Origin of the sequence: Stieleria tagensis (assembly GCF_024129865.1) — a bacterium.
Lineage (GTDB): Bacteria > Planctomycetota > Planctomycetia > Pirellulales > Pirellulaceae > Stieleria > Stieleria tagensis.
Map to the genome: position 1 here is coordinate 18,062 of NZ_JAMYFE010000100.1, position 21,827 is coordinate 39,888.

The following is a 21,827-nucleotide window of genomic DNA, read 5'->3' on the forward strand; positions in this document are numbered from 1 at the left end:
CAAAACCTCATGTTTGAGTCGCCCATCATGGGCATGCGGGTCAGGTCTGGCGTTCACAGCGGTGCTTCAGCCGCTGTGACAATCAAATGGGTTGGGCGTTGCGGACGCCACATAGAGAATCCTTCGAACCTGTTCCTCCCTAACGGTCGATTTGATGACGATTTTTTTCACTGTCAAACAATTGTTTGAGCAGTTCGAGTTGTTCGGTTTCTTCCAGAGAAGCCGATTCAATTTTTGCGATTTGCCGATGTTGTTCGGCAACGTTTTCACGTCGATGAAACTGTCCCAGTATCAACTGAAATCGTTCCTCGGCGCTCTGTTTGGTCAGACCATCGCGCTGTGCCATCCGAAACTGCATCGTGACAACTTCGTTTTTCAGAAAATCGTTTTCTAAAAACAGCAACAACGTTTCGACGTCCAGATCACGGCCTTGCAAATCCAATTCTTGATAGGCCGCCAAGATCATTTTCGCCGACAGCGTATCTAACCATTCCGGATCAATTTTTTCAACGGCCCGACCGGCCATTTCAGTGGACTCGATCATGATTTCAAACAGTTCGCGGTCATAGCCGCTTAAAGTTTCTTCACGATCGTTGCCGCGTTGGACGGAAACAGGATTCTGGCTGTTGGTCGCCTGGGAATCATAGTCGCCGTGAACACCCGGAACAAAAAACTCGAACTCACCGGAATCGTACTCGGCGGCTTCGGACAACATTAAATTGGGATCGATCGGCCCGGTCGAGGAACGTTGATGATCCGCCGACGTTTTCACGGGTGACGTGTCGTTGCTGCTGGACTTCGCGACCGCATCACGACCGCTGCGATAACGTGCGGCGCTGGCGATCCGTTTCTTTTCTTCGCCGCGCTTCTGTTCCAAACGGTCTTCCAGCCGATTCGCCGCGATGCCGAATTTTCGCGACAGACGCAGCAGCATCTGATCTTGTTTCAGCGGATCCAGTTTGGGCACTTTGGCCAAGATTCCCATCATCGTGTCGATCGCCTGCATCACCGCATGCGTGTCATTGGTGACATCGACACCCGCCGTCAACGAAGTCAATTTGTGTTCCAATGCATCCGGCGCGTCGGCGACCAGTTTCTCCAACGACTCGCGTCCGTGGGCCTGCAGATAGTCGGCCGGGTCCATGCCATCGGGCAGCGTCAAAACGCGTAGGTCCGCGTCGGCTTTGACAAAAATCTCCAAAACTTCGTCGGCCCGCCGCTGCCCGGCAGCGTCGCCGTCGAGCATCAACACCACGCGCCCGGTCAATCGCTTCAGCAGTTTGACGTGCGCGTCACCCAATGCCGTTCCCAAGACGGCGACGACGGGATCGATCCCGAACTGGCGGGCCGCGATCACATCGGTGTAGCCCTCCATCACCAATGCTTGGCCGCCCTTGCGAATGGACTCGCGAGCGAGTTGCAGACCGTACAACTGTTGTGATTTTCGAAACAGTTTTGTTTCTGGACCGTTGATGTATTTGCCGCCGACCTTGTCGCCCAACCGCTCGGCGATCGCAGGGATCACACGACCGCCCATTGAAATCGGACGGTTTTGCATGTCGTGAATCGGAAACATCAAACGTCCACGAAACAAGTCGTAGCTGCCATTGCCGCTGTTGCGATTCAGCGCGACTCCGGCCGCCGCGGCGATCTCGGGTCGAAACTTTTCACGCTGCAGCAGGTTGATCACAAAATCCCAACTGTCGGGGGCAAACCCGATCCGGAACAATTGTCGATGTGCGTCGTCGATGCCACGACTGGCCAAATAGTCACGGGCAATTTTGGCGTCGTCGCTGCGTGGCGAATCGAGTTGGTCGAAATAGGCGTCGGCAACTAATTTCACGGCCGACAACAGGGTGCTCTTGTCGTCCTTGGAACCGGCTTCGACCTTGGGACCGGCTTGGTATTCGATTCCGGCTTGCTCGGCCAGCATCCGCAGAGCACTGGGAAAATCGACGCCGTCACGTCGCATCACAAAACTGAAGACGTCGCCACCGATATCACAGACCCAGCATTTCCAGGACTGGCGCTCGCGATCGACTGTCAACGACGGCGAACGGTCATCGTGCCAAGGGCAACACGCCGCCAGCGCTCGTCCCTTGGGGACCAGCGTCAACGACGAACCGATCACGTCGACAATGTCGACGGCGGCGCGCACTCGTTCTCTCAGGTCGAGGTCCATCATCACGGACAAAGCGACTCGCTGGGAAAGTCCACACAAGTTCCATCCGAACTTGCGCAGGTTTTGGGCGAAACCATCCGGATCGGTCGACTCGTGCCGCGTCAGCATCAACTGACACCTGCGGCAAAGACTTTCTCCTGAAAGTCGTTCGAGCAAATTTCGATCACACGCACTCCGTTGCAGCGTAACAAATTTTGTGGCGACCTGAACGGCGGCCACAAATCGCTTGTTTCGCATGCGAGCGGGCAGGAGTTTCACGACAGTGCGTTTTCACGTCAAGATCAGTTTCACGACCAAATCAATGCCAATTGTCCCCGCTAATCATGCCCCCTGGATTGACGCTCTTTTCATCCACAAATACCGCTGAAACCGGCCCCCTGGACGCTGCAGGGAATTTCTTTCGTGGTTGCCATCGGCGGCCCGGCCTCCAGATTGACCACACCACCCGACGGGCCAGTTGTTTGAAGCCAGCGCCAAACAGCCTCAGAGGGCGATACACAAAGTGACGGCGGCGTGAGCCGCCGGAATCCGGGGGGATTTTGCTCCTCGGCCGGAGGGGCGGCACAGGGATTCACGCCGCCGGCAGGCATGATGTCGCCCGCTGGGCTTTGGAAAGCGCTGACTTCGAAACTCACGCGTCGGGTTGCCATTGCCACGGCAATTTCCCCTCCTTGCGGACGAAATCCTGATTGGACATCGGTGGCCAACGTTTATAATCCCCAAACCGCCTCTGTTTGATTTTGGGCTTTCACACCGCCGTCTCCATGCCCGCTTACGACATCGACTCGCAAAGTCCTGAAGGTTCGTTCGACCCGGATCCGTCCGACGGTTGGGTTGTGCGACTGGGCAGTGTGGCTGGCATTCGTCTGTTTGTTTCCTGTTCCATTTTTGTCGCACTGGCCGTACTGACGGGACTGGTCGGCCTGGTTCGACTGCGGCCGGGCAATGAGGATTTGCCACTGATCACAGCCACCGCGCTGGCGTTTTGGTGCAGCGGTTGGGCCGTTCAAGTGATCGTGCAACTGTGCTTGCACTTTGGCACCCACGCCAGAACGGAATCACTGAGAATCGGATTGTTGGGGGTGGAAATCACACACCCGTTGCAGCGTCGTCATCCGTGGACGGCCGTTGCCAATCTGACCTCCACCGTGCTGTCACTTTCCGCTCTGACCCTGTTTGGGATTGGTTGCCTAAGCATTCACCTGCTGAACCGTTCCGCCGATCTGTCGCATTGGTCGGCCTGGGCCACGGCATTGTCCGCCCCCGGATTGGGCTTTGATTCGTTAAGAGATTGCTATCTGACAGCCGCTTGGTTGTTTTGGATCCAGGCCGCTTTCCAAGCGTATCCGCTACCACACAATTTGGGGCGTGGCGCGATCGCGTCCTCCGTCGCTCTGTTCGCCGCCGAAGCCGATGACGAATTTCAACTGAAATTGTTGCGGCGAATGCTGCAATTGATCGCCGTCATCACAGTGGTGATCGCAATGGGTCTGCTGTTGGCAGACGCAAACTCGGTCCTTCCCCGCTGGACGGTTTTGATCGCGGTCTCAATGTGGCTGTGGATTTCGTCCTACGCTGACGATCTGGAGGATTGGATCACGTCGGTTCACATCGCCGGCGCCGACCCGATCACGGCACGCTTCCGCGAAATCGCAGCAGAGGACGACCCGGCACGCGACGAACAAGCATCCGTGGAAAACGTTTCCGATCCTCCGCAAACCCCTTGGATCAGCGACATGATCGATTCCGTACGGATGCGTCAGAAACGCAAGAAAGCACTCGCTGCGTTGATGCGCGAACGCGAAGAGGCAAGTGACGAAGCCAGGTTGGATCACGTGTTGACGATTGTGGGTCGCCAGGGAACCGAGGGGCTAAGCCCTGAAGACCAGGCGCTACTCAAACGGGTGAGCGAGAACCTGCGCCGACGACGTGAATCCGAGTCCGCGTCGGACGATCAGCAGTAGTGCCCGGTTCAACGCGTTAGCGTCGTGTCAGAACGAGCGGTTTGGACCGTTGATCCCGCTTGAGTGATTCCCCGGTAGGCGTGCCCGGTCAGCGCCCCCGCGGCGCGACCATAGATACTGCCATAGGGCAGAAAGCCCAACACCTGAGCCCCCAGGGCGCCGGCAAAGTCCGGATACAAAATCCGCTCTGCTTCCTTCAACTTAGCTGGCGATCCCGATTGTTTTAAATAGTTCAACACCTCTTTGTTGGCGAGTGATTCGTGCCACATCCCCAACAGTGGCGCTCCCTGACCCGCCGCGTACGTGCCGGGCAACGAGCGGCTATGAACGTCTTTGGCATACGCGGCTTTGGCCAATCCGATCGACGGGATGTCCGAATACAGGTGCACCGTGTCGGTGAACGGGCTATACCAATCGCCACCCACTAAACGTCCCGGCGCCAACGTGTATCGCAACCAATCGTAGGTTCCGACGGTGTATTTCCACGGCGCTGCGATCCGTTTGTTGTCCACCATTCGCTGCCATTCCCCCAGCGGATCGTATTGGTTGGATCGCACCAACACCGAATCCAATTGGTTGCGCCGCAGGTAGCTCAGGATTTCGCGTTCGGTTTGCGGGCTGATTTGATGGTTGTCAGCGCGTCGGTCCCAAAGCGCAAGTTTGTTGACCACTCCAAACGCCGATCCAAATTCGTCCAAAAACCGGTTCGGACGACCACGAACGATTTGATGGGAGTTCCAACCGGCGAGCGAATCACAACCATCGGTCTGATCATTCAGTTCATCGCAGAGCGGTTCGCCACCATCCGAATGACCGTCGACGACATCGCAAACCGGCCGATCGCAACCGCCCCCTGCCGAGCGATGCGACAGCCCATGACATCCGCTGGACGCCAGTAGGACTGCGGCACCCAGCCCCAGTAATACTTGGTTTAGTTTTGCGCTGATCATCGTGATCTCTCCTCGAAACCGCCGATCCAATCCCGTCGGCAATCCATCCTGTCTCCATCATCCTCTGTCGTCCGTCGCTCCCAATCCGCTTTGGACGCTCGCCCCCCAACGACCGAATGTATTTCAGATCAAACCGCATAATCCATGCAATCGGAAAGGGAGGGAGCGGACGCTGGTGCAACTTCAAATCACTAGCCCGGATCAGCCATCAGCCGTTGAGCGATAAGCTCACTTGCCCCTCGCGATCAACGTCGCATAGCCCAGAGAATCGGACGCTAGTGCGTGTGCGGCTGATTAGCGCGGAAGGTAATCTGGCAGGTTCTCGCAGCACTTTGCCAGCAAAATTCTTGCGACGTTCGGTGCCGCTGTCGTGACGGATCCAGGCTAGCAATAGCGAATGTCACGGAGCGCCGGAAATTGCTGTCGCCATTGCCGCAGCGCTTCGACATCAATTTCTGCTTTGATGACCTGTTCTTGATCGGTGGCTTCGAACAGCGGCTTGCCCATCTGGTCGAACCCAGCGCTACGCCCATCAAACACCAAACCAGGTTCATTGCCACATCGATTGACCCCCACGACCGCCGCCATGTTCTCAATCGCACGGGCCTGAAGTAGACGCACCCAGTGTTCCGAACGCTTGGCCGGCCAACAGGCGATCAACGTGATCAATTCAGCGCCCTGTTTCACCGCCGGCCGAAACAACTCGGGAAATCGCAAGTCATAGCAGATGAACGGCGCGATCTTGACGCCCTGCCACTCAAAAACTTGTTGGGAATCACCCGGCTGAAAATGGTTTTCTTCGCCCGAGACGGAAAACGGCTGCATTTTTCGGTAGCGCACCAACTCGGTCCCATCGGGCGCAAACACCACGGCTTCGTTACAGGATTTGCCGTCACAGATCGGACCGGCGACTCCACCCATCATGGCGACTTGATATTGGGCAGCCAATTCACGCAACAAGCCTTCGCCCTCTCGCTGCGGGGACTGCGCGGTGACTTTGACGTTCATACTGAAACCAGTCTCAAACATTTCAGGCACAATCACCAGCGCACCGGGCGTGATGGTTGTGGACGCCAGCAACTGACGCAGACGCTGATGGTTTGCGGATTTGTCTTCCCAGACCATGTCCATTTGGACGGCGATGATTTGCATGTTTCTGACCGAATCCTGTGTTTCCTAAAGCAACTTTTGTAAGCCCTTGCATAACCGCCCGACTCCGTCGACCACCGCCGAGGGCTGAAGCGCACCATACGATGCTCGCAAACAACAACCCTGCGTCACACCGAACGCGCTGCCGGGTAAGACCGCCACGCCAAAATCACGAATCAACTGTTCCACCAACTGCATGTCCGAGCGGTCGGTTTGTAAGTGCAAGAACAGATAAAACGCCCCTTGCGGCGTCGCCTGATGACATTTTCCACCAAGTACGCTCAGCGATTCTAAACTGGCGTCACGCACCGCATTCAAACCACCGATCTGATCGCGACACCAGTCAGCACCGACGGTTAAAGCCGCCGATGCGGCGGTCTGGCAAACGATCGGCGGGCAAATCAAATTGGTATCCTGGATTTTCTTGATCGCATCGACCAGATGATTCGGAACAACACAGTAGCCGACCCGCCATCCCGCCATCCCATAGGTCTTGGACAACGAGAATAACGAAATCGTGTGCCGCCCCGCCCCAGCCCGCGATCCTGGCGAATAGTGCTGCAGCCCATCATACAAAAAGTATTCGTAGGCTTCGTCACAAACATGATAGATGCCCTGTCGAGCGCACAGCTGATTGATCGAATTCAAATCTTGCGGTGAATAGACTGTACCGGTCGGGTTATTGGGTGAGACCGTCACAATCGCCTTGGTTCGCGGTGTCATCGCATCGGCAATGGCGTCCAGGTCAGGTTGATGATCGGCCAGCGTCGGCACCACAACCGGTCGGCATCCCGCAATTTCAATCGCCATCTGGTGATTGAAATAGTAGGGAGCCAGAAGGATGATTTCATCGTCCACATCGGCAATCGCTAGGATTGCATTTAGAAATCCCATGTTCGCGCCGGCGGTGACGACAACGGTGGACTGTTGTGCGACCAAATCGATCTCGTTCTCGGTGACCAATTTGTCACGGATCAATTCGATCAACCCATCGCTACCGGACACATCGCCATAACGATCCAGACTGCGATCATGCTGTGCCGCCTGTGAGACGGCCTGGAAGACTTGCGGCGGCGGTGGAAAATGCACCACGCCTTGCCCCAACGAAATGGTCCCGGGATGCTGCCGGGTCCAGCGCCCCACGATCGGAATCACGGGATCCTGGACATGCTGGATTCGACGGGCGATCATGCGGTGCCTGTTGTTGGCTATTGAAACATCCGTCGCAACCCCGCCGAACGTTCGTTGCGGTTGGCTTCCACGGTCGGATTCATTCCTGGGAACAATCGTTCCAGAGTCTGTCCTACGCTGTCAAGTGCCCGGCGTTCGATCGTCGGTGAACTAAGAGGCCCTTTCACGTCGACCGACCACAGCGTGTAGCGTTGGTCGCCCAGCGGACGGATGATCCGAGTGAACATATTGCGTGGCGAAACGCGTGTATTGAACGTCAAATCCAGCTCTTGGCGTCGATCCAATGTGCCCGATCCGTGCAGCGCGATCAAACTGCCCCAAAGTTTCAGGTTGCTAAACTCCAGCTGATCTTCAATCAACGTGTAATCAATTTCCGCGTTGGTGAACGCGACGTCTTCTGTGGGGCTGATCGACAGCACATTCAATAGCTGGATCAACACCGGCAATTGATACAGGTTGGCGTTGTCGACCGTGGCCTTGCCGCGGCCACGCAACAGCTCGGTTGTCCCCAACAGCCCTTCCAAGGTCATGTTCGCAACCAGGGTTCCCGAAAGATCGTTTTGCGCATGCCCCAGTTCCGCCAACAGCACTTGCACCTTGGCTTGGTCCAGCCCCAATCGAACGTCAAAACTGGCGTCGGATAATTTTACGCTCCCATCCATTCGTAGCGTGCCATCAAACAATCGACCTTCCAGTGGATGCGCCGCAATACCACTGCTACCGATGTTACCAAGCCGCAACTGGTCGCCTTGGATTTGATAGGGACCACGCAGCTGAGTGATTTGCAGATCATTGACATGCATCGAATCGATCCGTACCTCGCCCTGTGCCCGCAGTCCCGCGGCGTCTTTACGGCCATTGACCGACAACTCGCCACGTAAATCGTGAACCGGTCCAACGTCTCCGATTCGGTTGCCTTCCAACTGCAGCGCAATATCCCATTCGAATTCCGGTTCCGGGTGTAGCGGATCGGAAAGCAGCGTCTTGCACAGACCGCGCAGCCCGACGGGACCTCGCAAATTCAGTCCCCGCAGCGCACCACGCATCTGTTCGGGTAGCGCATTGGTCAATTCGGCATCAGGGATCAGCCGGCTGCCACTGTGGACATCAACGGTCAACAACCAACGTCCGTCGGGCAAGCGCTCACAGCCTCCATCGGCCGACACCATCGATTGACCATGTTCTGCGCGGATCGAATCGATCGTCACCCGCCCGCCCTCGTAACGCACCGCGCCGTCGATGATATCCAATCGATAGGGAATGGCCGAGGGTTGTAAACGCAAGGTATCCGAACCGATCCGTTTCGAATCAAACTGTCGCCCGGCAACATTCAACGAGAGCGGGGCGCCAGGATCCGCTTGGCTCAAATGGATTTCCATCGAATCCAACACGCCACTCGGCCACAGGCTGTCCCAGGTTTGCTGTGACGCTTCCGGCAGTGAACTACGCAGCGATTCGTCCAACGAAATTCGCGAAGCACCGAAATCCAGTTGCAGCGACGGTTCATCGACCAGGGCATTTGTTGCCGGCGCAAACGCACCGGGAGAGTTTCTGGACGACGCTTGAGGGGCAATCCGATAGCGGCCATCGCAGGTAATCGCCCCGCCGTTGGCGTTTGCACCGTGGAATCCCGAAATGGTCACCAGATCATTGACCACGTGAATCTCACCGGCGACGTTGTAGATCGGATAGGGAAACTTATCAAATCGCAGTGTCCCATCGCTGACGTTCAATTCCAGATCGTGTTCCTTGATGCCCTGGTCGTCCATCCGCAACGTACCGCGTCGCAAATGAATGGCTCCCAACGGATTCAGCGAACGTACAAATGTTTCCAGCTTCGTGGTCGGCTCGCCGCGTGGTGTCAACGCCTGCAACAGTTCCCCATCAATCGCGATCGGACCATCCATTGCAACCGAGAACACTCGCGCTTGTTCAGATCCCGGCTTGGTCGGAACGTCAAACAAACATTGCATCAAACGACCGCCGATTCGGCCCGACATCATTTCGCTGCTGGCGCGATTGTCCCGGATGTCCAACGTCCCGGTGACGTGTCGAATCGGATAGGGAAATCGGTCATAGTTGATGTCGACGCCTTTGCAGGTGATCCGAGCGGTGGTCTGAATTTCATTTCCACGAATGTTGAAACTCGCCTTGGGCACATCAATCAATCCATGCGGTTCAAATTTGTGCCAACCGGCTTCCAATTTCGCCGGGATGATTGCGGCCAATCGTTGGTCCAACATCAGGTTACTGGCCGAAACACTTAGTTCCGCTTGCAACGGTTGGGAATAGCCAACCGTCTTGCCCTTTAAACGCAGGTGAGCATCACCCCACGATGCTTGACAGGATTCCACCGTCGCGCCGGACGGGTCACAAGTCACAACACCACTGATCTTTTGTAGCGGCATCGACGATCGTGGATGCCGAAACCGTCCATCATGAATCTTGGTGCGCGTCGCATAGTTGATCGGCTGGCCGGGTTGAATCCTGGCAACCGCAGTGGTGTCGGCCAACAACTCCAATCCACGCAGCGGCTGCAGCTGGTCCCGGAACGGTTGGGGCAGGCGTTGGATCAATTCGCTCGAAAATTTGGCACCACGGCATTCCGCGCGGCAATCCCAGACATCACCTTTGGCCGTCAAATGCAATCCAAACTGATCAAGAAACGATGCGTCGCCGCTGACCGAAATCGTCGTCGTCGCCGGTACCTTGCTTTCATCTGCTGCCGGATCGGCAAGCGGAGCATGTTTCAAGATCAACGCTTGATTGAGCGCCAGTTCAATCGGTCGCGTTCCAGCCAAGTTGTTGTCCAAGACAACCTTGGCGCCTCGAACTTCGATTCGGGGACAGGTGGTCTTGCCAAATTGTGGCAGCGGAAACAGTTGTTGCAACGAAAGTTTCCCGTCCGACTGCAACCAGGTATTGGCGTGGACTCCCGTCACCAAAATTCGACGCGCCGCAAGCGGAGATTCCTTCTCCATCAGTTTGGATAGATTGGCGCTGGCGATCACCACGACTTGGTTGACCCGCACCAGTTCGCGGGTCGATCCCATTTTGATCCCCAGTCTCGCGGCCAGACCGCGAGCCGTCTGCGATGCTGACTCCGCTGATTGATCGGGCACCGCGATCCGAATGTCGTTCAAGATCAAACCGAGGTTCGGCTCCACGCGACCGCGCCCGATCGAAATGTCCAGCTGCGGATAGTGATCACGCAGGGATTGCTCGACGTGCCGCCGTACCTGCTCGCCAATCGCCTGTGGCGCAATGAAACGAATGATAAAAACAGTCGCCGCAATCAACAGCGCAACAACCATCCAGCGGGATGAACTCCCGGAGGACGCATCGCGTTTCGACTCGGCTTCCTTGCCGCTCAACGAGATACCGGATGAAAAAGAAAGAGTGTGACTGCGGAACGTGCCAACGGTGCGCGTGCTAGCGACGCGCAGTGGCGACTCGTTCTGCGGATAACAGTCCTGGGGATACTAGTCCTGGTTTCAAAGCTTAATCCAGCCCAAAAACTGCCAAAAACGGTACAGCCAGGGGGACTGCCAGGGCCCATCCAACGAGGCTGACATCGAAAACACACTCGCTGCTAGCAAAGCTATCGCCAGCCATCTCCCCCAGCGGAGTCTGGACAACCACTCGACCGGCCCGCAGCAAGCGAACAGCCACAGCGGCGCAAACCACAACATCCAGCGAAAACACACACTCACGCCGCCATAATTCCGGTCAATTTCCGGCCGCAGCAGATAAAACACGCCACAGACCACCGTCGCCAACGCGATCGATGCTAGCAACAGCCGATGCTGCGGGGCACCGCTGCGGATTCCGCCGACCAAGCCAAAGGGGACTAGCAGCCAAAGGGCGGTCAGAGAAAAAATTCCATAATGTCCGACCGTCATGTTGGCAAAATAGACCAGCCGCGACGGTTCGCCGATGTCGACACCGCGACGGCGACCGTCCACCCAATAGCTGGATGGGTAGTCATACCAGTCATCCCAGTGACGAATCTCCGACGTGCCAGCGGGGGTTTGAATCACACCGACCTGGGTTCCTCCATCGATCACAACCCGCTTGCGATTGGCGTCTCGCGACGACTCAATAGAGATCGACGAGGCATCGGTTGCCAGGGACTGCAGAACCAACGCCCGCTGAATTTGTGTGGATGTCGGATCGTCGGTTGGCATCGCCGCGATCAAATCTCCATCGCCTCGATGCATGTAAGGCGGCCGCAAACTTTGGTGGGCGATCCAGTTGGTCGCAAAAAATGCCGCAGCGACGATGAGTACGCCGACCGCGTATGCCGGCAGCGCCCGCCGCTGGATCAACAACAGCAACCCCGCCCAGAACACCGTCATCGACAGCGCTGGTAATTCATTGGCTGCGGTGAACCCGCCGGCCAGACCGGCCAACAACCACCACCCGTAACCAGTGGGCTTTTGCATCGAGCGAACAAACACATACAACACCAGCGCAGTCGATGCCGCCGCCGGCAAGTGATTGTTCAGCGCGATCGAAAATGGCAACAACATCGTGCCGAAACACACCGCAGCGGCCAGAAAGCACTTGGCCCAACTGTCACGCGTCACCCGATCGATGGAGGCGATCGTACAGACCAACAACAGTGCCAGCGTGGGGATGTTGACCAGCCATAAAATGATGCGTCCCAAATAGATCGGATGCTCGCTGAGCCACATTCCCATGGTTCGCGAGACGCACCAATAGACGCCTGCGTAGAGCGTCGGCAACAGCGGCGGCTTGCTACTGTAGTAGTGCATTTTTCCGTCGCGCCCGAGATGTCGCACCAGGTCAATGGTCGCCCAGGGACGTCGATTCTGTTTAGCGCCGCGACGGTTGAGAAACGGATCAATTTGATAAGTCCCATTTTCCACCAAGGCCGCAATCGTGCACCAACGTGAGCGATCGTTGGCACTTTGAAATGCCGTGTCACCTTCGCGGCTGATCACGGTGGCAATCCGTCCCGACACGATCGACAGTGCGATCACGACCAGCACGGCATAAACACCGCGGATCCAACCGGATTCATCTTCGGCGTGCATCATCCAGCGCCCTCGATGCCGGTGGTTTCCAAGATGCTATAGGGGCGTCGACTTTGGTCGGACAAGGACACGATCAATTCGGCAACCAAACCCGCCAAGAACATTTGCGCCCCCAATAGAGTCGCGGTGATACAAAAGAAAAAGATTGCCGAGGCGTGCAAATGCAAGTCATCGGCGGGGTCCACATTGAAACGTGTGATCCCCCACATCATTGCCAGATACAGCATGCCAAATCCACCGGCGAGAAAACATAGCAGTCCAAACGCACCGACGAAGTGGAAGGGTCGTTTTCCGAACGTGGTCAAAAAGAAGATCGACAATAGATCCAGAAAACCTTTGGCCAACCGAGAAACGCCGTACTTGGATTGCCCGAATTGGCGGGCGTGGTGCACCACGGGAATCTCCGCCACACGCCAGCCTCGGGCGGCGGCCAACACCGGTACGAAACGATGCCGTTCGCCGTACAGCGTGACGTCTTTGGTGACGGCTTGCCGATAGGCTTTGAAACCACAATTGTGATCGTTCAGTTTGACGCCTGTCATCCAACTGACCAGCCAGTTAAACACTTTGCTGGGCAGCGTTTTATCCAAAGCGTCTTGGCGTTTTTGTTTCCAACCACTGACGACGTCGAACCCCTCGTTCAACTTTTCGATGAAGGCTGGGATTTCGACCGGATCATCTTGCAGGTCGGCATCCATCGTGAACACCACGTCGCCGTCGGCGGCGGCAAACCCGGCCGCCAACGCAGCCGCTTTGCCAAAATTCCGCCGGAATCGAATTCCCTGGACATGTGGCAAACGCTGGGACAACGATTCAATCTCGCCCCAAGTTTGATCGGTCGAACCGTCATCGATGAACAAGATCGTGTGCGGCAACGTCAATTGCTGACAAACCTGGTCAATCTTTTCAACCAGCGTCGCCACGGTTTCCTGTTCGTCCATCGTGGGGATGACAAAGGTTGCCGAAGCAGGAAATCCAGCCATCAAAGTTGTTCCATCAATCCGAGTCGTGAGTCGTTTCGCGAGCCGTATCGTAGCAGAATTCCGCGAGCTTTTTTGGCGATTTAGGCCGCCGGACGCCAAGTCTGGAACGTGATTTGCGAATTGTACCGAGTGTCGATCGGCGACTGCCGATTGGTCAGCCGGATGACGGCTGGACATTGTTTTCTGCTTGATTTCTTGATTCTGCCATGCATTCCATCAGCGAACCTTATCCCTACCGCGGCGAACTTGCGTATCAAGACAGCTCGCCCACCCACCCGGTCCTGTTTGCCTATCTGTATTGGATCTTAGGCATCTTCGGCGCGCACCGATTCTATCTGGGGCGACCGATCACAGGCGCAATCTGGTTTTTCACCGGCGGAGTGTTCTTGGTCGGCTGGATCGTCGACCTGTTTTTGATCCCTGCGATGTCCGAACAAGCGTCGCAGCGTTATCGCAGTGGATCGATCGACTACTCGGTCGCCTGGGGGCTGCACACCTTTCTGGGACTGTTCGGTGTGCATCGATTTTACATGGGCAAAATCTTCACCGGGGTGTTGTACCTGCTGACCGGTGGTCTGCTGGGAGTCGGATTTGTCTATGACCTGCTGACTCTGAACGAGCAGATTGACGAACTCAATGTGCAGAACTAGCGTTCCAAAAGAAAGAACAGGAACCAACATCTCGTTGTTGCGTTTGACGCGATCGGTTGCTGGTTCCCGTTTTTGTTACCCGATTGAATCGGCGCTCTATTGATTCAATTGTTCTTGAATGGTTTCGCTAGACGCTCGACTGCCCAGTGCACCCCATAGCCCATAGGGGCTGGGAGCGCCAACGCCGTACTGGTTGGCATTGCCGCGGTGATGTGGAACGGTTGCTCGCGGGTCGCCCGCTTCGACCGAGTCGGTCATAAAGATCACTGCACCATCGCCCATTAACACGTGCGCTCCGCCTTGATGGCGACTGCTGGGCGGCACCACGCCTGGCCCTCCGTGGTTGGCGATCAAACAAACCTCGCTGTTAGGCGGCAAGACGGTGTTGATGCAAGAATACAGTGGCCTCATGTCAGCCCAACGATAGCCACGCATCGTTGCCGACGCCGTGTAATCGACTCCGGTGGTCGCCCAAAAACTGGGCCGCTCTGGGTCGATCTGATTCTGGTCTTCACAATACTTGGGATTGAACAAGACGTTATCGCGTCCGTTGGCGCGCGACCCGGTGGAGACAATCGCGCGATCGCCGAGATCCGTGACAAGTTCGCCGCCCATAATGGTGTTGGAAAGCCCGTCCAGGACATCGCGAAACTTGGTACCCGAACGCTGCACAAACATCCCCCGACAAGACCCACGAACCTGCTGCATCCGCCCGGAATTGTTCTGATAGTGCCAACGGCCACCGCCGAAATAGCTGGCGCCCCACTGGGTTCGCCAGACGCTATCGCCCAAGCTGGCGCCGTAATTGGTTCGCCCTAGCGCGGGCAAGCCGACACCGGGGTCACTGGGGCAGCGGAAACTAGGGATGTCCACATTCCAAGGCCGATAATCCACCGTGTAGGGTGCGGGCCCAAAAGCCGGCCACCACAAGCCGTTCTGGTCCTGATGTTGCTGGGAGATCTGGTCCCAAATCGCTTGCTGCTCAATGAACGGTGTGATGCCGACCAGCCAGCTAAGCGTGTGTCTTGTGAAGGCAACCGGAGGCAACGATGCGCTACCCACGACGGCATTTGCACAGCAGTCGTCGTTCATTTCATTGGTCGGCCCCGTTCCGTTTTGCGGCAATTGCTTGAACGCCGAATGGTAGTTGTGCAGTGCCACTCCCAACTGTTTGAAATTGTTGCTGCAACTCATTCGCCGTGCCGCTTCGCGAGCCGCTTGCACCGCTGGCAACAACAGACCAACCAAAATGCCGATGATTGCGATCACCACCAACAGTTCCACTAGTGTGAAACCTGAATGGGTTCGTGTAGCCGGTTTACGATTCATGATTCGATTCTACGGGTGAAAAAGTAATAAGCAAAATACAACTCTGACAATCCAATTGGACGGCGGAGTGAAGCGACTATTGCGCGCCTGAAGAATCCTCTTCCTCGGCGCCATAGACCTGCTGTTTGTAAGCCTCGACTTCCTCTGCCGACCGCGGCGCGACCGTCGCTTCGCTGCCACGACCACATCCCGTGACCGCAAACAACATGGGGCCGATACAAAACAAACCCAGACACAGCCATTGAATTCGCATGTCGATAGCTCGCAGTAAGGTGATGCAAATAACTTGCTATCAGTATGCGGGACCACACACCACACAACAAATTTCAATCATGACAATCTTCCTAACCGCGGTTAGGTGTAAACTAACGCGTGCCCTCCACACCATGACCAGCAAGACAACTGTGATGGCACAAAAACGACGTTACTTCAAACAACTCCGAATCGCTCAGTTTCGTGCGCTTATCGAACTGTCACGCGGCAAAGGGTTTGCCGCTACGGCCGCGGCGCTCGATCTGTCGACGCCATCAGTCTGGCAACAAGTTCGGTCTTTGGAGCAGGAGTTCGGCGTGCCATTGGTCAACGTCATCCGACAGCACGTCGAATTGACCGAGCAGGGGAAATTGCTCGCCGAATTGGCTCAACCGGTTGTTGCTGGATTTGACTCGATCATCGAACAGTTCACCACTCTCGCAGGTTCAATCCCATTGCGACTGTCGATCGCTTCCCCAGCAAACATCTTGGTGAACGAGTTGCCGGCGCCGATCCGTCGCTACCATGAACAATTTCAAGACGTCGAATTGAGTCTGCTGGATTTGTCATCTAACTCCGCTCGAAAGTTGGTCGAAGCTGGCGAAGTCGATCTGGCGGTGGTCGGACAAATCGATTCCACCCTATCCAAAACGCTGATCGCCGATCAGGTCACCACATTTCCATTCATGCTGGTCTGTCCAGTTGATCATGCGATCCTGGCCAAAAAACGGATCACCGTCAAATCCTTGGTTCGGTATCCACTGGTGATGTCCAGTCAAGGCACAAACACGCGAACGCGACTGGATGCGGTGTTCAGCAAAGCCGATGTACTGGACAAGAGACGAATCGTGTTCGAAACCAGCAGTAAAGATCTGTTGCTGCAATACGTCGCCGCTGGGTTTGGTATCACGATCGTACCACTCAGTCCGCGCTACAACCTACGAGCCGGGGCGCCCTATGGTGATGTTCGCCAATTGGAATTTCGCAACCTGTCAAAAACCTTTGGTGTCGAAGAAATCGTGATTTTGCGGGGGCGCCATCGTCGCGAACCCGAACACCAACGGGCCTTCCGTCAACTCGTGCTTTCCCTGTCCACTGCATGAATTCAGTTCGCGGCCGCCATTGACCGACAGCCCCGGTTCTTCTCTAAAATCGGGATTCAGACCGCTTCATTTCTTGAACGACAATGCCAAGGACACATATGAAAATTGCACTGACCGGCGCGACGGGTTTCATTGGCCGATACATCGTGGAACATCTGCATCGCCAAGGACATTCGCTACGGTGCTGGCATCGTGAATCGAGTAACCGTGACGGTTTTGACCAGTTTGAAAATCTGGCCTGGGTACAAGGTGACCTGGGCGACCCATCCGAGGCGGAGGAATTGGTCGCCGATTGCGACGCTGTGGTTCATGCGGCCTTGTTTCGCGAAGGCACCGGTTTCCGCGGCTCCGAAGGCGATCTCGTCCCCTTCGTGGAAAAAAATGTGGTGGGCAGTATCAAGTTAATCGAAGCCGCACGTGCCGCTGGTGTCGGACGGTTCGTTTTCGTGTCGAGCTGTTCCGTACATGAAAAAATTCTCGAGGATCGTCCGCTGGATGAAACGCATCCGCTGTGGGCAACCAGTCACTATGGAGCACACAAAGCGGCCATCGAAAAATTCGTCCATAGCTATGGTCTGGGCCAGGACTACCCGATCTGTGCGGTACGCCCCACCGGCGTCTACGGGGTAGCGCGTCCGGCGGAGCAAAGCAAGTGGTACGATCTGGTGTCCGCCGTCGTGCGAGGAGAAAGTGTCGACTGCGAGCGCGGCGGAAAAGAAGTCCACGCGGCGGACGTGGCAAAGGCGATCGGAATTTTACTGACAGCGGATGGAATCAATGGCCAGGCGTTCAACTGCTATGACCGATATATCTCGCAGCTTGACGTCGCCACACTAGCCAAACAGATCTCCGGCAGTTCGGCAAAGATCATCGGTGAACCCAAACAACCGAAACACCAAATTTCGACGGACAAAATCAAGTCACTCGGAATGCGATTTGGCGGTGAAGATTTGCTGCGGCAAACCGTGACAGAAATGGTAGAGAGCGCGAAGCTGATCAAAGGGTCTTGATGAATTCGATCAGTGCCGCTTTCTCGCCATCGGTCAAATCGGTTCCGTATTCGTGACCGGTGTTGTGGTTGCCGTCGAGATCGGTGTTGAACTCGAACGAACCCTCGTTGATGTACCCAAGGGTTTTGGGATCAAACTGGTCAGCGCCCAACTGAAATGTCTTGAGTCGTTCAGCGGGCGGTTTCAGCAATTCTTGCATGTTCAGCACCGAACCATTGTGCAGGTAAGGTGCTGTGCTCCAAACGCCGTTGAGCGGTCTGGACTTATACTTCGCTTCCTGCTGCTGTGGCCCTTCGGTCAGCATGATGTCGGAGCTTCCTTCATCATCCAACGTTAGCTCTTTGCGCCAGGGTACGAACGACCGGACGATGGTTCTGGCCACGATGTGACTGAGGATATCCTGTGCCAAGACCTGTTGATCGGCGCCGGCGGGGAAACGGGGACCGAGTGGTTTGCCCGAGTAACGCCCCGCCAGTGGTCCGACGGCGGCTAGACGCGTCGCGAATTGATTTGCCGTCCGGGGGTCGGTGTCCAGCTTGGGATACTCCAGCCATTCCCTGCCGACTGGAATCAGCATGTCCTTTGGATCTCGGTTCGGATCGTCGCGTTTGATGATGGCGTGGCAGGCTACACACGACTTGCGGTACACGGCTTGGCCGGTTGCTGCCAGATCGCGATCGATCCCAAATTCCTGGGGCCATTGCGGCGACCACAGCGTCGTGATTAACTGCTCGGCGCGGCGAATCGCACTAAAACGGATCGACGAATCATAGCCCACCCAGGCATCGCCATCGACATCGGCCAACCCAAACACGCCGATCACTTGACCGGCGTTGCGGCCGAGCGGCCCCAGCAACTTTCGATTGTCCACTGCACCGTTCCACTGAACGCGGGCATGCTGCGGCGCGTCCCAGATCATCGGATAATTGACAGGCGCATCGGCAACGGCAGCGTTGTCGGGACGATTCAAGTCTTCGGCACAGGCTTGATTCAAGATCGCATTGAGCGCGTCCAGGCGATAGAAACCATAGGGCGGGTGACCCTCCGCCGACTCACGCTCGGATTCTGTCAGCAAGCGACCGTGGTGGTTGTAATCTTCGTAGCGTTGCCGTCGCTCGTAGTCTCGACGCAGCAGGACTACGATCGGATAAATTTGCGAAACCTGCGAGGCATTGTCACCGAGAATCCGGCTGGCGAAGCGACCGAAACGGGTCGAGGCATCCAGCGGAATGACTTTGGAAGCCGGCAACTGCTGTAGATCGTCAAGCCGTGGAGCGTCCTTGACGGTTTGCGCCAAGGCAGTGACCAGCGCAGCCAACCAACTGTCGACGTCCGTTTTGGCTTGACTGCCGTCGATGCGGTATTCGACATCATTGAAAACCAGCCGCGAGGTGTGGCAGGCAGCGCAGTTGAGCTCGATCGCGGCGCTCGCGACAAATCCGATCGGATAGCCATCGGGATTGAGAGAGTGTTTGCCCTGAGGCAGAAATCCGAAGGATGCTAAATAACTTGATTCGCGAAACAGCGGCCTCTCGTCGGAGTTCGCAGCGGGTTGTTCCAAGGCATCAAAGAACTGTTTCCGCATGATCGGAGATCCCTGGCGGATTGCGTAGAATTCCAACGACTGTGCCGGAGTCCAATTCTGCGACAGGTAACGCACCGGAAGTGCAGACACCGCGTAGCGATCTGACGGCAAAGCCGGCCGGGAGGGGGGCTCTTCTGTCGAGGCGGGAATGCAGCCGCAAACCAACGCGACCAACAACGCCCATGCGGTTCCAACAGCCTGATTTCGATACATGTCCGTGACCTCCAGGGTTACTTGGCCAATAGCCGGATTTCGTCGTAGCGAACGTTGGCCTTTTCGACTTGCTGCTGTAGCGATTGCAGGTAGGCCTGTTCCTGTTCTGGCGGTGCTGTCGCGGTAATCGGCAACAGCGTGATCACCATTTCGTCGCCTTTCCAAAGCCCCATGCTTTTCAAACGCGCGATGGTTTTGGTGGCATCAAAACGCTGGTTCAGTCCGTGGTCATGTTCGGTCGAACGCGCTTCGCCCGATGGTGATTTCAACGGGGCGCCAAACAAATTGACGACACCCAACCGGTACAGCTTGCGGCGCTCGTCGGAATCCACGTCTTGGGGCAGATTCAAGTAAGCCGTGTAGCCGACCGCCGGCGCGTGATCGAACTTCAGCCCGACCAGTTCAATCAGCACGTCTTCCGATTGACGGCTGGCCGCGGTGACCGCTGCAAAGGGAAGTTCCGCATCGTTGGATTTTTCAAGCGTCACGCGATGGGGTTGCAGCTTCAATTCGTTTCCACGCGAACCTGGCGTCTCGTTCTCGCCGGGTTCGCCAGTCGGCTTGCTGGATGCCACGACGTGATAGGGATCGCGTTGATTGCTGTTCATCTGATGACCGTGTGCTGCACCGGCTGACGGGGTTTCCGAATCATCACCATGCGATTCATCACCGTGCATCGCCGGTGCGCCGCCCATCGCAACCATCATCGATTCGACCGATGACACTGTGGGTGCCGGAGTAGTGTCGTAGGAGTATCCCAGCTGTCGCGAGTAAAGATGGTCACCAACACGACTACTGACGACCGTTCCATCGGCTGCGGCAAACGGGAACATCTGGTTCAGGAAACCAGTTGAGTCTGGATTTTGCCGAACCGAACTGGAGTTGAGCCAATGGTCCCACAGCCGATCGATGTTGCAATGATGAAGCCAGAAAATTGGATCGTTGGCCGCCGTCGGCACGGATCCCATGCGGCCACCGATCAACACATGAACAGCCCCATGCGGACTGCCTTCGAGTTGATTGTTGAAACCAGAGAAACCTGAGAACGAATTGCGAGCCATCGCATCAGCCAAGTCGTCACCGACGACCGACGTCGGCAACAATGCCCCTTGGTTGATCGATCGAGAATCATCAAACAATGAATTCGAAGCGTCGGCGGGTTCTCGAAATTCCAAGGGCAGCGCCCGGTCATTGGTCCAATCCCAATAGGGAAGCGTTAGATCCGGATCGCCAGCCGCTTCGGCCAATATCTGTTCAAAGTGATACAGGTAAATCCGGTGCCAAGACAGAAAGTGCAGCGTGCCGTGCTGGCATTGATTGAACAGCGGGTCGGAACCGGTGAAGGTCCCGTGCATGTTGGCTTGGAAAGTCCAACTGGTTCGATCGCTGGCCGGTCGAGATTTCATCACCGCGATTCCCTGTCGCAGCGATTCAATCTCGTCATCGCTCAGGTCACGAATGTTTCGCCGCACCCGTCGCTGCAGCGGTTTCTCCATCATCCCACAGTGATCAACACCAAGCACGCGGACGCCTCGAATCCACGGCGCCTCCAATTCAAAGTTTGGCCAGGCATTGTTGGCTGAGACGGCTGAAATCTGCGCCGTCGCCGGGCCAGTCGGTGGAATCGTCGAGAGTCGATAGATCTGATATCCGTCCGCCGGTGGCATCACCATCAGGACGCGGTCAAGCCGGACATCGGTGTGACCTCCACTGGTCACCTCTCCTTCGGCGACCACCACCAAACCCGGTGGGTTGGTTTTCAAAAACAATGTTTCTACTTCGGTGATCTCGGGCACCGTCGCGCGGTCTTGCGCCGCCGCCGGACCGATGATGAAGACGAACGCCGCAACAACCAACAATGATCTGAACCTAAACATTGTCACGCTCCCCGCACTTTGTTCTTGGGATGAAAAACGGCTGACTCGCAAACGCTTAAAACGCTGCCAAATCCATTTGACGCGCAGCTTCGAGGGCGCTGGCGTGGAGGATTTATCCGACTCCGTTGAGAGTTTCCTGTGAAGAATTAAGCCGGTCGGATAAATCCTCCACACCAACTTGCGACCGGCTAAATCTCTCGCTCACGCGTCGGGTTGGATAAAACCGCAACTTCAAAACACGCAGTCGGGATGGGATAGAATCGCAACTTCAAAACGCACGCCCCAGCCCGACGGAACCCCGGCAGGATCCGCTACGATCTGAGATCAAC

15 protein-coding genes are annotated in these 21,827 nt (G+C 56.3%); 4 read left to right on the forward strand and 11 right to left on the reverse strand.

Annotation, left to right across the window (positions count from 1 at the left end):
- Positions 1-139: 139 nt before the first annotated feature.
- On the reverse strand, positions 140-2,290 hold the full coding sequence (gene dnaG, locus NHH03_RS21935) for a DNA primase (RefSeq protein WP_253159678.1): 2,151 nt from the start codon (positions 2,288-2,290) through the stop codon (positions 140-142).
- A 656-nt stretch (positions 2,291-2,946) separates the two neighbouring features.
- On the opposite strand from dnaG, the gene NHH03_RS21940 reads away from it, so the two are divergent.
- Complete coding sequence (locus NHH03_RS21940) at positions 2,947-4,146, forward strand: hypothetical protein (RefSeq protein WP_253159680.1); 1,200 nt, start codon at positions 2,947-2,949, stop codon at positions 4,144-4,146.
- Positions 4,147-4,154: 8 nt separating this feature from the next.
- On the opposite strand, the gene NHH03_RS21945 is transcribed toward NHH03_RS21940, so the two are convergent.
- The 6 genes from NHH03_RS21945 to NHH03_RS21970 form a co-directional block, all read right to left on the reverse strand.
- The gene (locus NHH03_RS21945) at positions 4,155-5,096 is read right to left on the reverse strand and encodes a hypothetical protein (RefSeq protein WP_253159682.1); all 942 of its coding nucleotides are present in this window, start codon (positions 5,094-5,096) and stop codon (positions 4,155-4,157) included.
- Between the two features lie 384 nt (positions 5,097-5,480).
- Positions 5,481-6,248 (reverse strand): nitrilase-related carbon-nitrogen hydrolase, encoded by a 768-nt coding sequence (locus NHH03_RS21950; protein ID WP_253159684.1) that lies wholly within the window; start codon positions 6,246-6,248, stop codon positions 5,481-5,483.
- Positions 6,249-6,272: 24 nt separating this feature from the next.
- Positions 6,273-7,436, reverse strand: coding sequence for a pyridoxal phosphate-dependent aminotransferase (locus tag NHH03_RS21955; RefSeq protein WP_253159686.1), 1,164 nt, complete (start codon positions 7,434-7,436; stop codon positions 6,273-6,275).
- 17 nt (positions 7,437-7,453) lie between these two features.
- Positions 7,454-10,750, reverse strand: coding sequence for an AsmA-like C-terminal region-containing protein (locus tag NHH03_RS21960; RefSeq protein ID WP_253159688.1), 3,297 nt, complete (start codon positions 10,748-10,750; stop codon positions 7,454-7,456).
- Between the two features lie 180 nt (positions 10,751-10,930).
- A complete protein-coding gene (locus NHH03_RS21965) occupies positions 10,931-12,499 on the reverse strand; it encodes a hypothetical protein (RefSeq protein WP_253159690.1) in 1,569 nt (522 codons plus the stop codon).
- Complete coding sequence (locus tag NHH03_RS21970) at positions 12,496-13,479, reverse strand: glycosyltransferase family 2 protein (protein ID WP_253159692.1); 984 nt, start codon at positions 13,477-13,479, stop codon at positions 12,496-12,498. Before NHH03_RS21970 ends, NHH03_RS21965 begins: the two co-directional genes overlap by 4 nt.
- A 206-nt stretch (positions 13,480-13,685) precedes the next feature.
- Between NHH03_RS21970 and NHH03_RS21975 the strand changes: the two genes are divergently transcribed.
- The gene (locus tag NHH03_RS21975) at positions 13,686-14,129 is read left to right on the forward strand and encodes a TM2 domain-containing protein (RefSeq protein ID WP_253159694.1); all 444 of its coding nucleotides are present in this window, start codon (positions 13,686-13,688) and stop codon (positions 14,127-14,129) included.
- 96 nt (positions 14,130-14,225) lie between these two features.
- Here NHH03_RS21975 and NHH03_RS21980 read toward each other — a convergent pair whose 3' ends face one another.
- Together NHH03_RS21980 and NHH03_RS21985 are read right to left on the reverse strand one after the other, a co-directional pair.
- Positions 14,226-15,458: a DUF1559 domain-containing protein gene (locus tag NHH03_RS21980; protein WP_253159696.1), complete on the reverse strand. Its 1,233-nt coding sequence runs from the start codon at positions 15,456-15,458 to the stop codon at positions 14,226-14,228.
- 76 nt (positions 15,459-15,534) lie between these two features.
- Entirely contained in the window at positions 15,535-15,711 is a 177-nt protein-coding gene (locus tag NHH03_RS21985) for a hypothetical protein (RefSeq protein ID WP_253159698.1), read from the reverse strand.
- Positions 15,712-15,790: 79 nt separating this feature from the next.
- On the opposite strand from NHH03_RS21985, the gene NHH03_RS21990 reads away from it, so the two are divergent.
- Both NHH03_RS21990 and NHH03_RS21995 read left to right on the forward strand, forming a co-directional pair.
- Complete coding sequence (locus NHH03_RS21990) at positions 15,791-16,813, forward strand: LysR family transcriptional regulator (RefSeq protein ID WP_253159700.1); 1,023 nt, start codon at positions 15,791-15,793, stop codon at positions 16,811-16,813.
- Between the two features lie 83 nt (positions 16,814-16,896).
- Complete coding sequence (locus NHH03_RS21995; RefSeq protein WP_253159702.1) at positions 16,897-17,823, forward strand: NAD-dependent epimerase/dehydratase family protein; 927 nt, start codon at positions 16,897-16,899, stop codon at positions 17,821-17,823.
- Here the strand turns inward: NHH03_RS21995 and NHH03_RS22000 are convergent.
- Positions 17,810-19,621, reverse strand: coding sequence for a di-heme-cytochrome C peroxidase (locus NHH03_RS22000; protein WP_253159704.1), 1,812 nt, complete (start codon positions 19,619-19,621; stop codon positions 17,810-17,812). The genes NHH03_RS21995 and NHH03_RS22000 overlap by 14 nt on opposite strands.
- Before the next feature lie 17 nt (positions 19,622-19,638).
- Positions 19,639-21,498, reverse strand: a complete 1,860-nt coding sequence (locus NHH03_RS22005; RefSeq protein ID WP_253159706.1) for a tyrosinase family protein — start codon at positions 21,496-21,498, stop codon at positions 19,639-19,641.
- Positions 21,499-21,827 lie beyond the last annotated feature (329 nt).

Coding starts and splice junctions, on each gene's coding strand:
- NHH03_RS21990 (WP_253159700.1), top strand. CDS start 15,791: ATGACAATCTTCCTAACCGCGGTTAGGTGTAAACTAACGCGTGCCCTC.
- NHH03_RS21970 (WP_253159692.1), bottom strand. CDS start 13,479: ATGGCTGGATTTCCTGCTTCGGCAACCTTTGTCATCCCCACGATGGAC.
- NHH03_RS21995 (WP_253159702.1), top strand. CDS start 16,897: ATGCCAAGGACACATATGAAAATTGCACTGACCGGCGCGACGGGTTTC.
- dnaG (WP_253159678.1), bottom strand. CDS start 2,290: ATGCTGACGCGGCACGAGTCGACCGATCCGGATGGTTTCGCCCAAAAC.
- NHH03_RS21940 (WP_253159680.1), top strand. CDS start 2,947: ATGCCCGCTTACGACATCGACTCGCAAAGTCCTGAAGGTTCGTTCGAC.
- NHH03_RS21960 (WP_253159688.1), bottom strand. CDS start 10,750: ATGGTTGTTGCGCTGTTGATTGCGGCGACTGTTTTTATCATTCGTTTC.
- NHH03_RS21950 (WP_253159684.1), bottom strand. CDS start 6,248: ATGCAAATCATCGCCGTCCAAATGGACATGGTCTGGGAAGACAAATCC.
- NHH03_RS21955 (WP_253159686.1), bottom strand. CDS start 7,436: ATGATCGCCCGTCGAATCCAGCATGTCCAGGATCCCGTGATTCCGATC.
- NHH03_RS21965 (WP_253159690.1), bottom strand. CDS start 12,499: ATGATGCACGCCGAAGATGAATCCGGTTGGATCCGCGGTGTTTATGCC.
- NHH03_RS21975 (WP_253159694.1), top strand. CDS start 13,686: ATGCATTCCATCAGCGAACCTTATCCCTACCGCGGCGAACTTGCGTAT.
- NHH03_RS21985 (WP_253159698.1), bottom strand. CDS start 15,711: ATGCGAATTCAATGGCTGTGTCTGGGTTTGTTTTGTATCGGCCCCATG.
- NHH03_RS21980 (WP_253159696.1), bottom strand. CDS start 15,458: ATGAATCGTAAACCGGCTACACGAACCCATTCAGGTTTCACACTAGTG.
- NHH03_RS22000 (WP_253159704.1), bottom strand. CDS start 19,621: ATGTATCGAAATCAGGCTGTTGGAACCGCATGGGCGTTGTTGGTCGCG.
- NHH03_RS21945 (WP_253159682.1), bottom strand. CDS start 5,096: ATGATCAGCGCAAAACTAAACCAAGTATTACTGGGGCTGGGTGCCGCA.
- NHH03_RS22005 (WP_253159706.1), bottom strand. CDS start 21,498: ATGTTTAGGTTCAGATCATTGTTGGTTGTTGCGGCGTTCGTCTTCATC.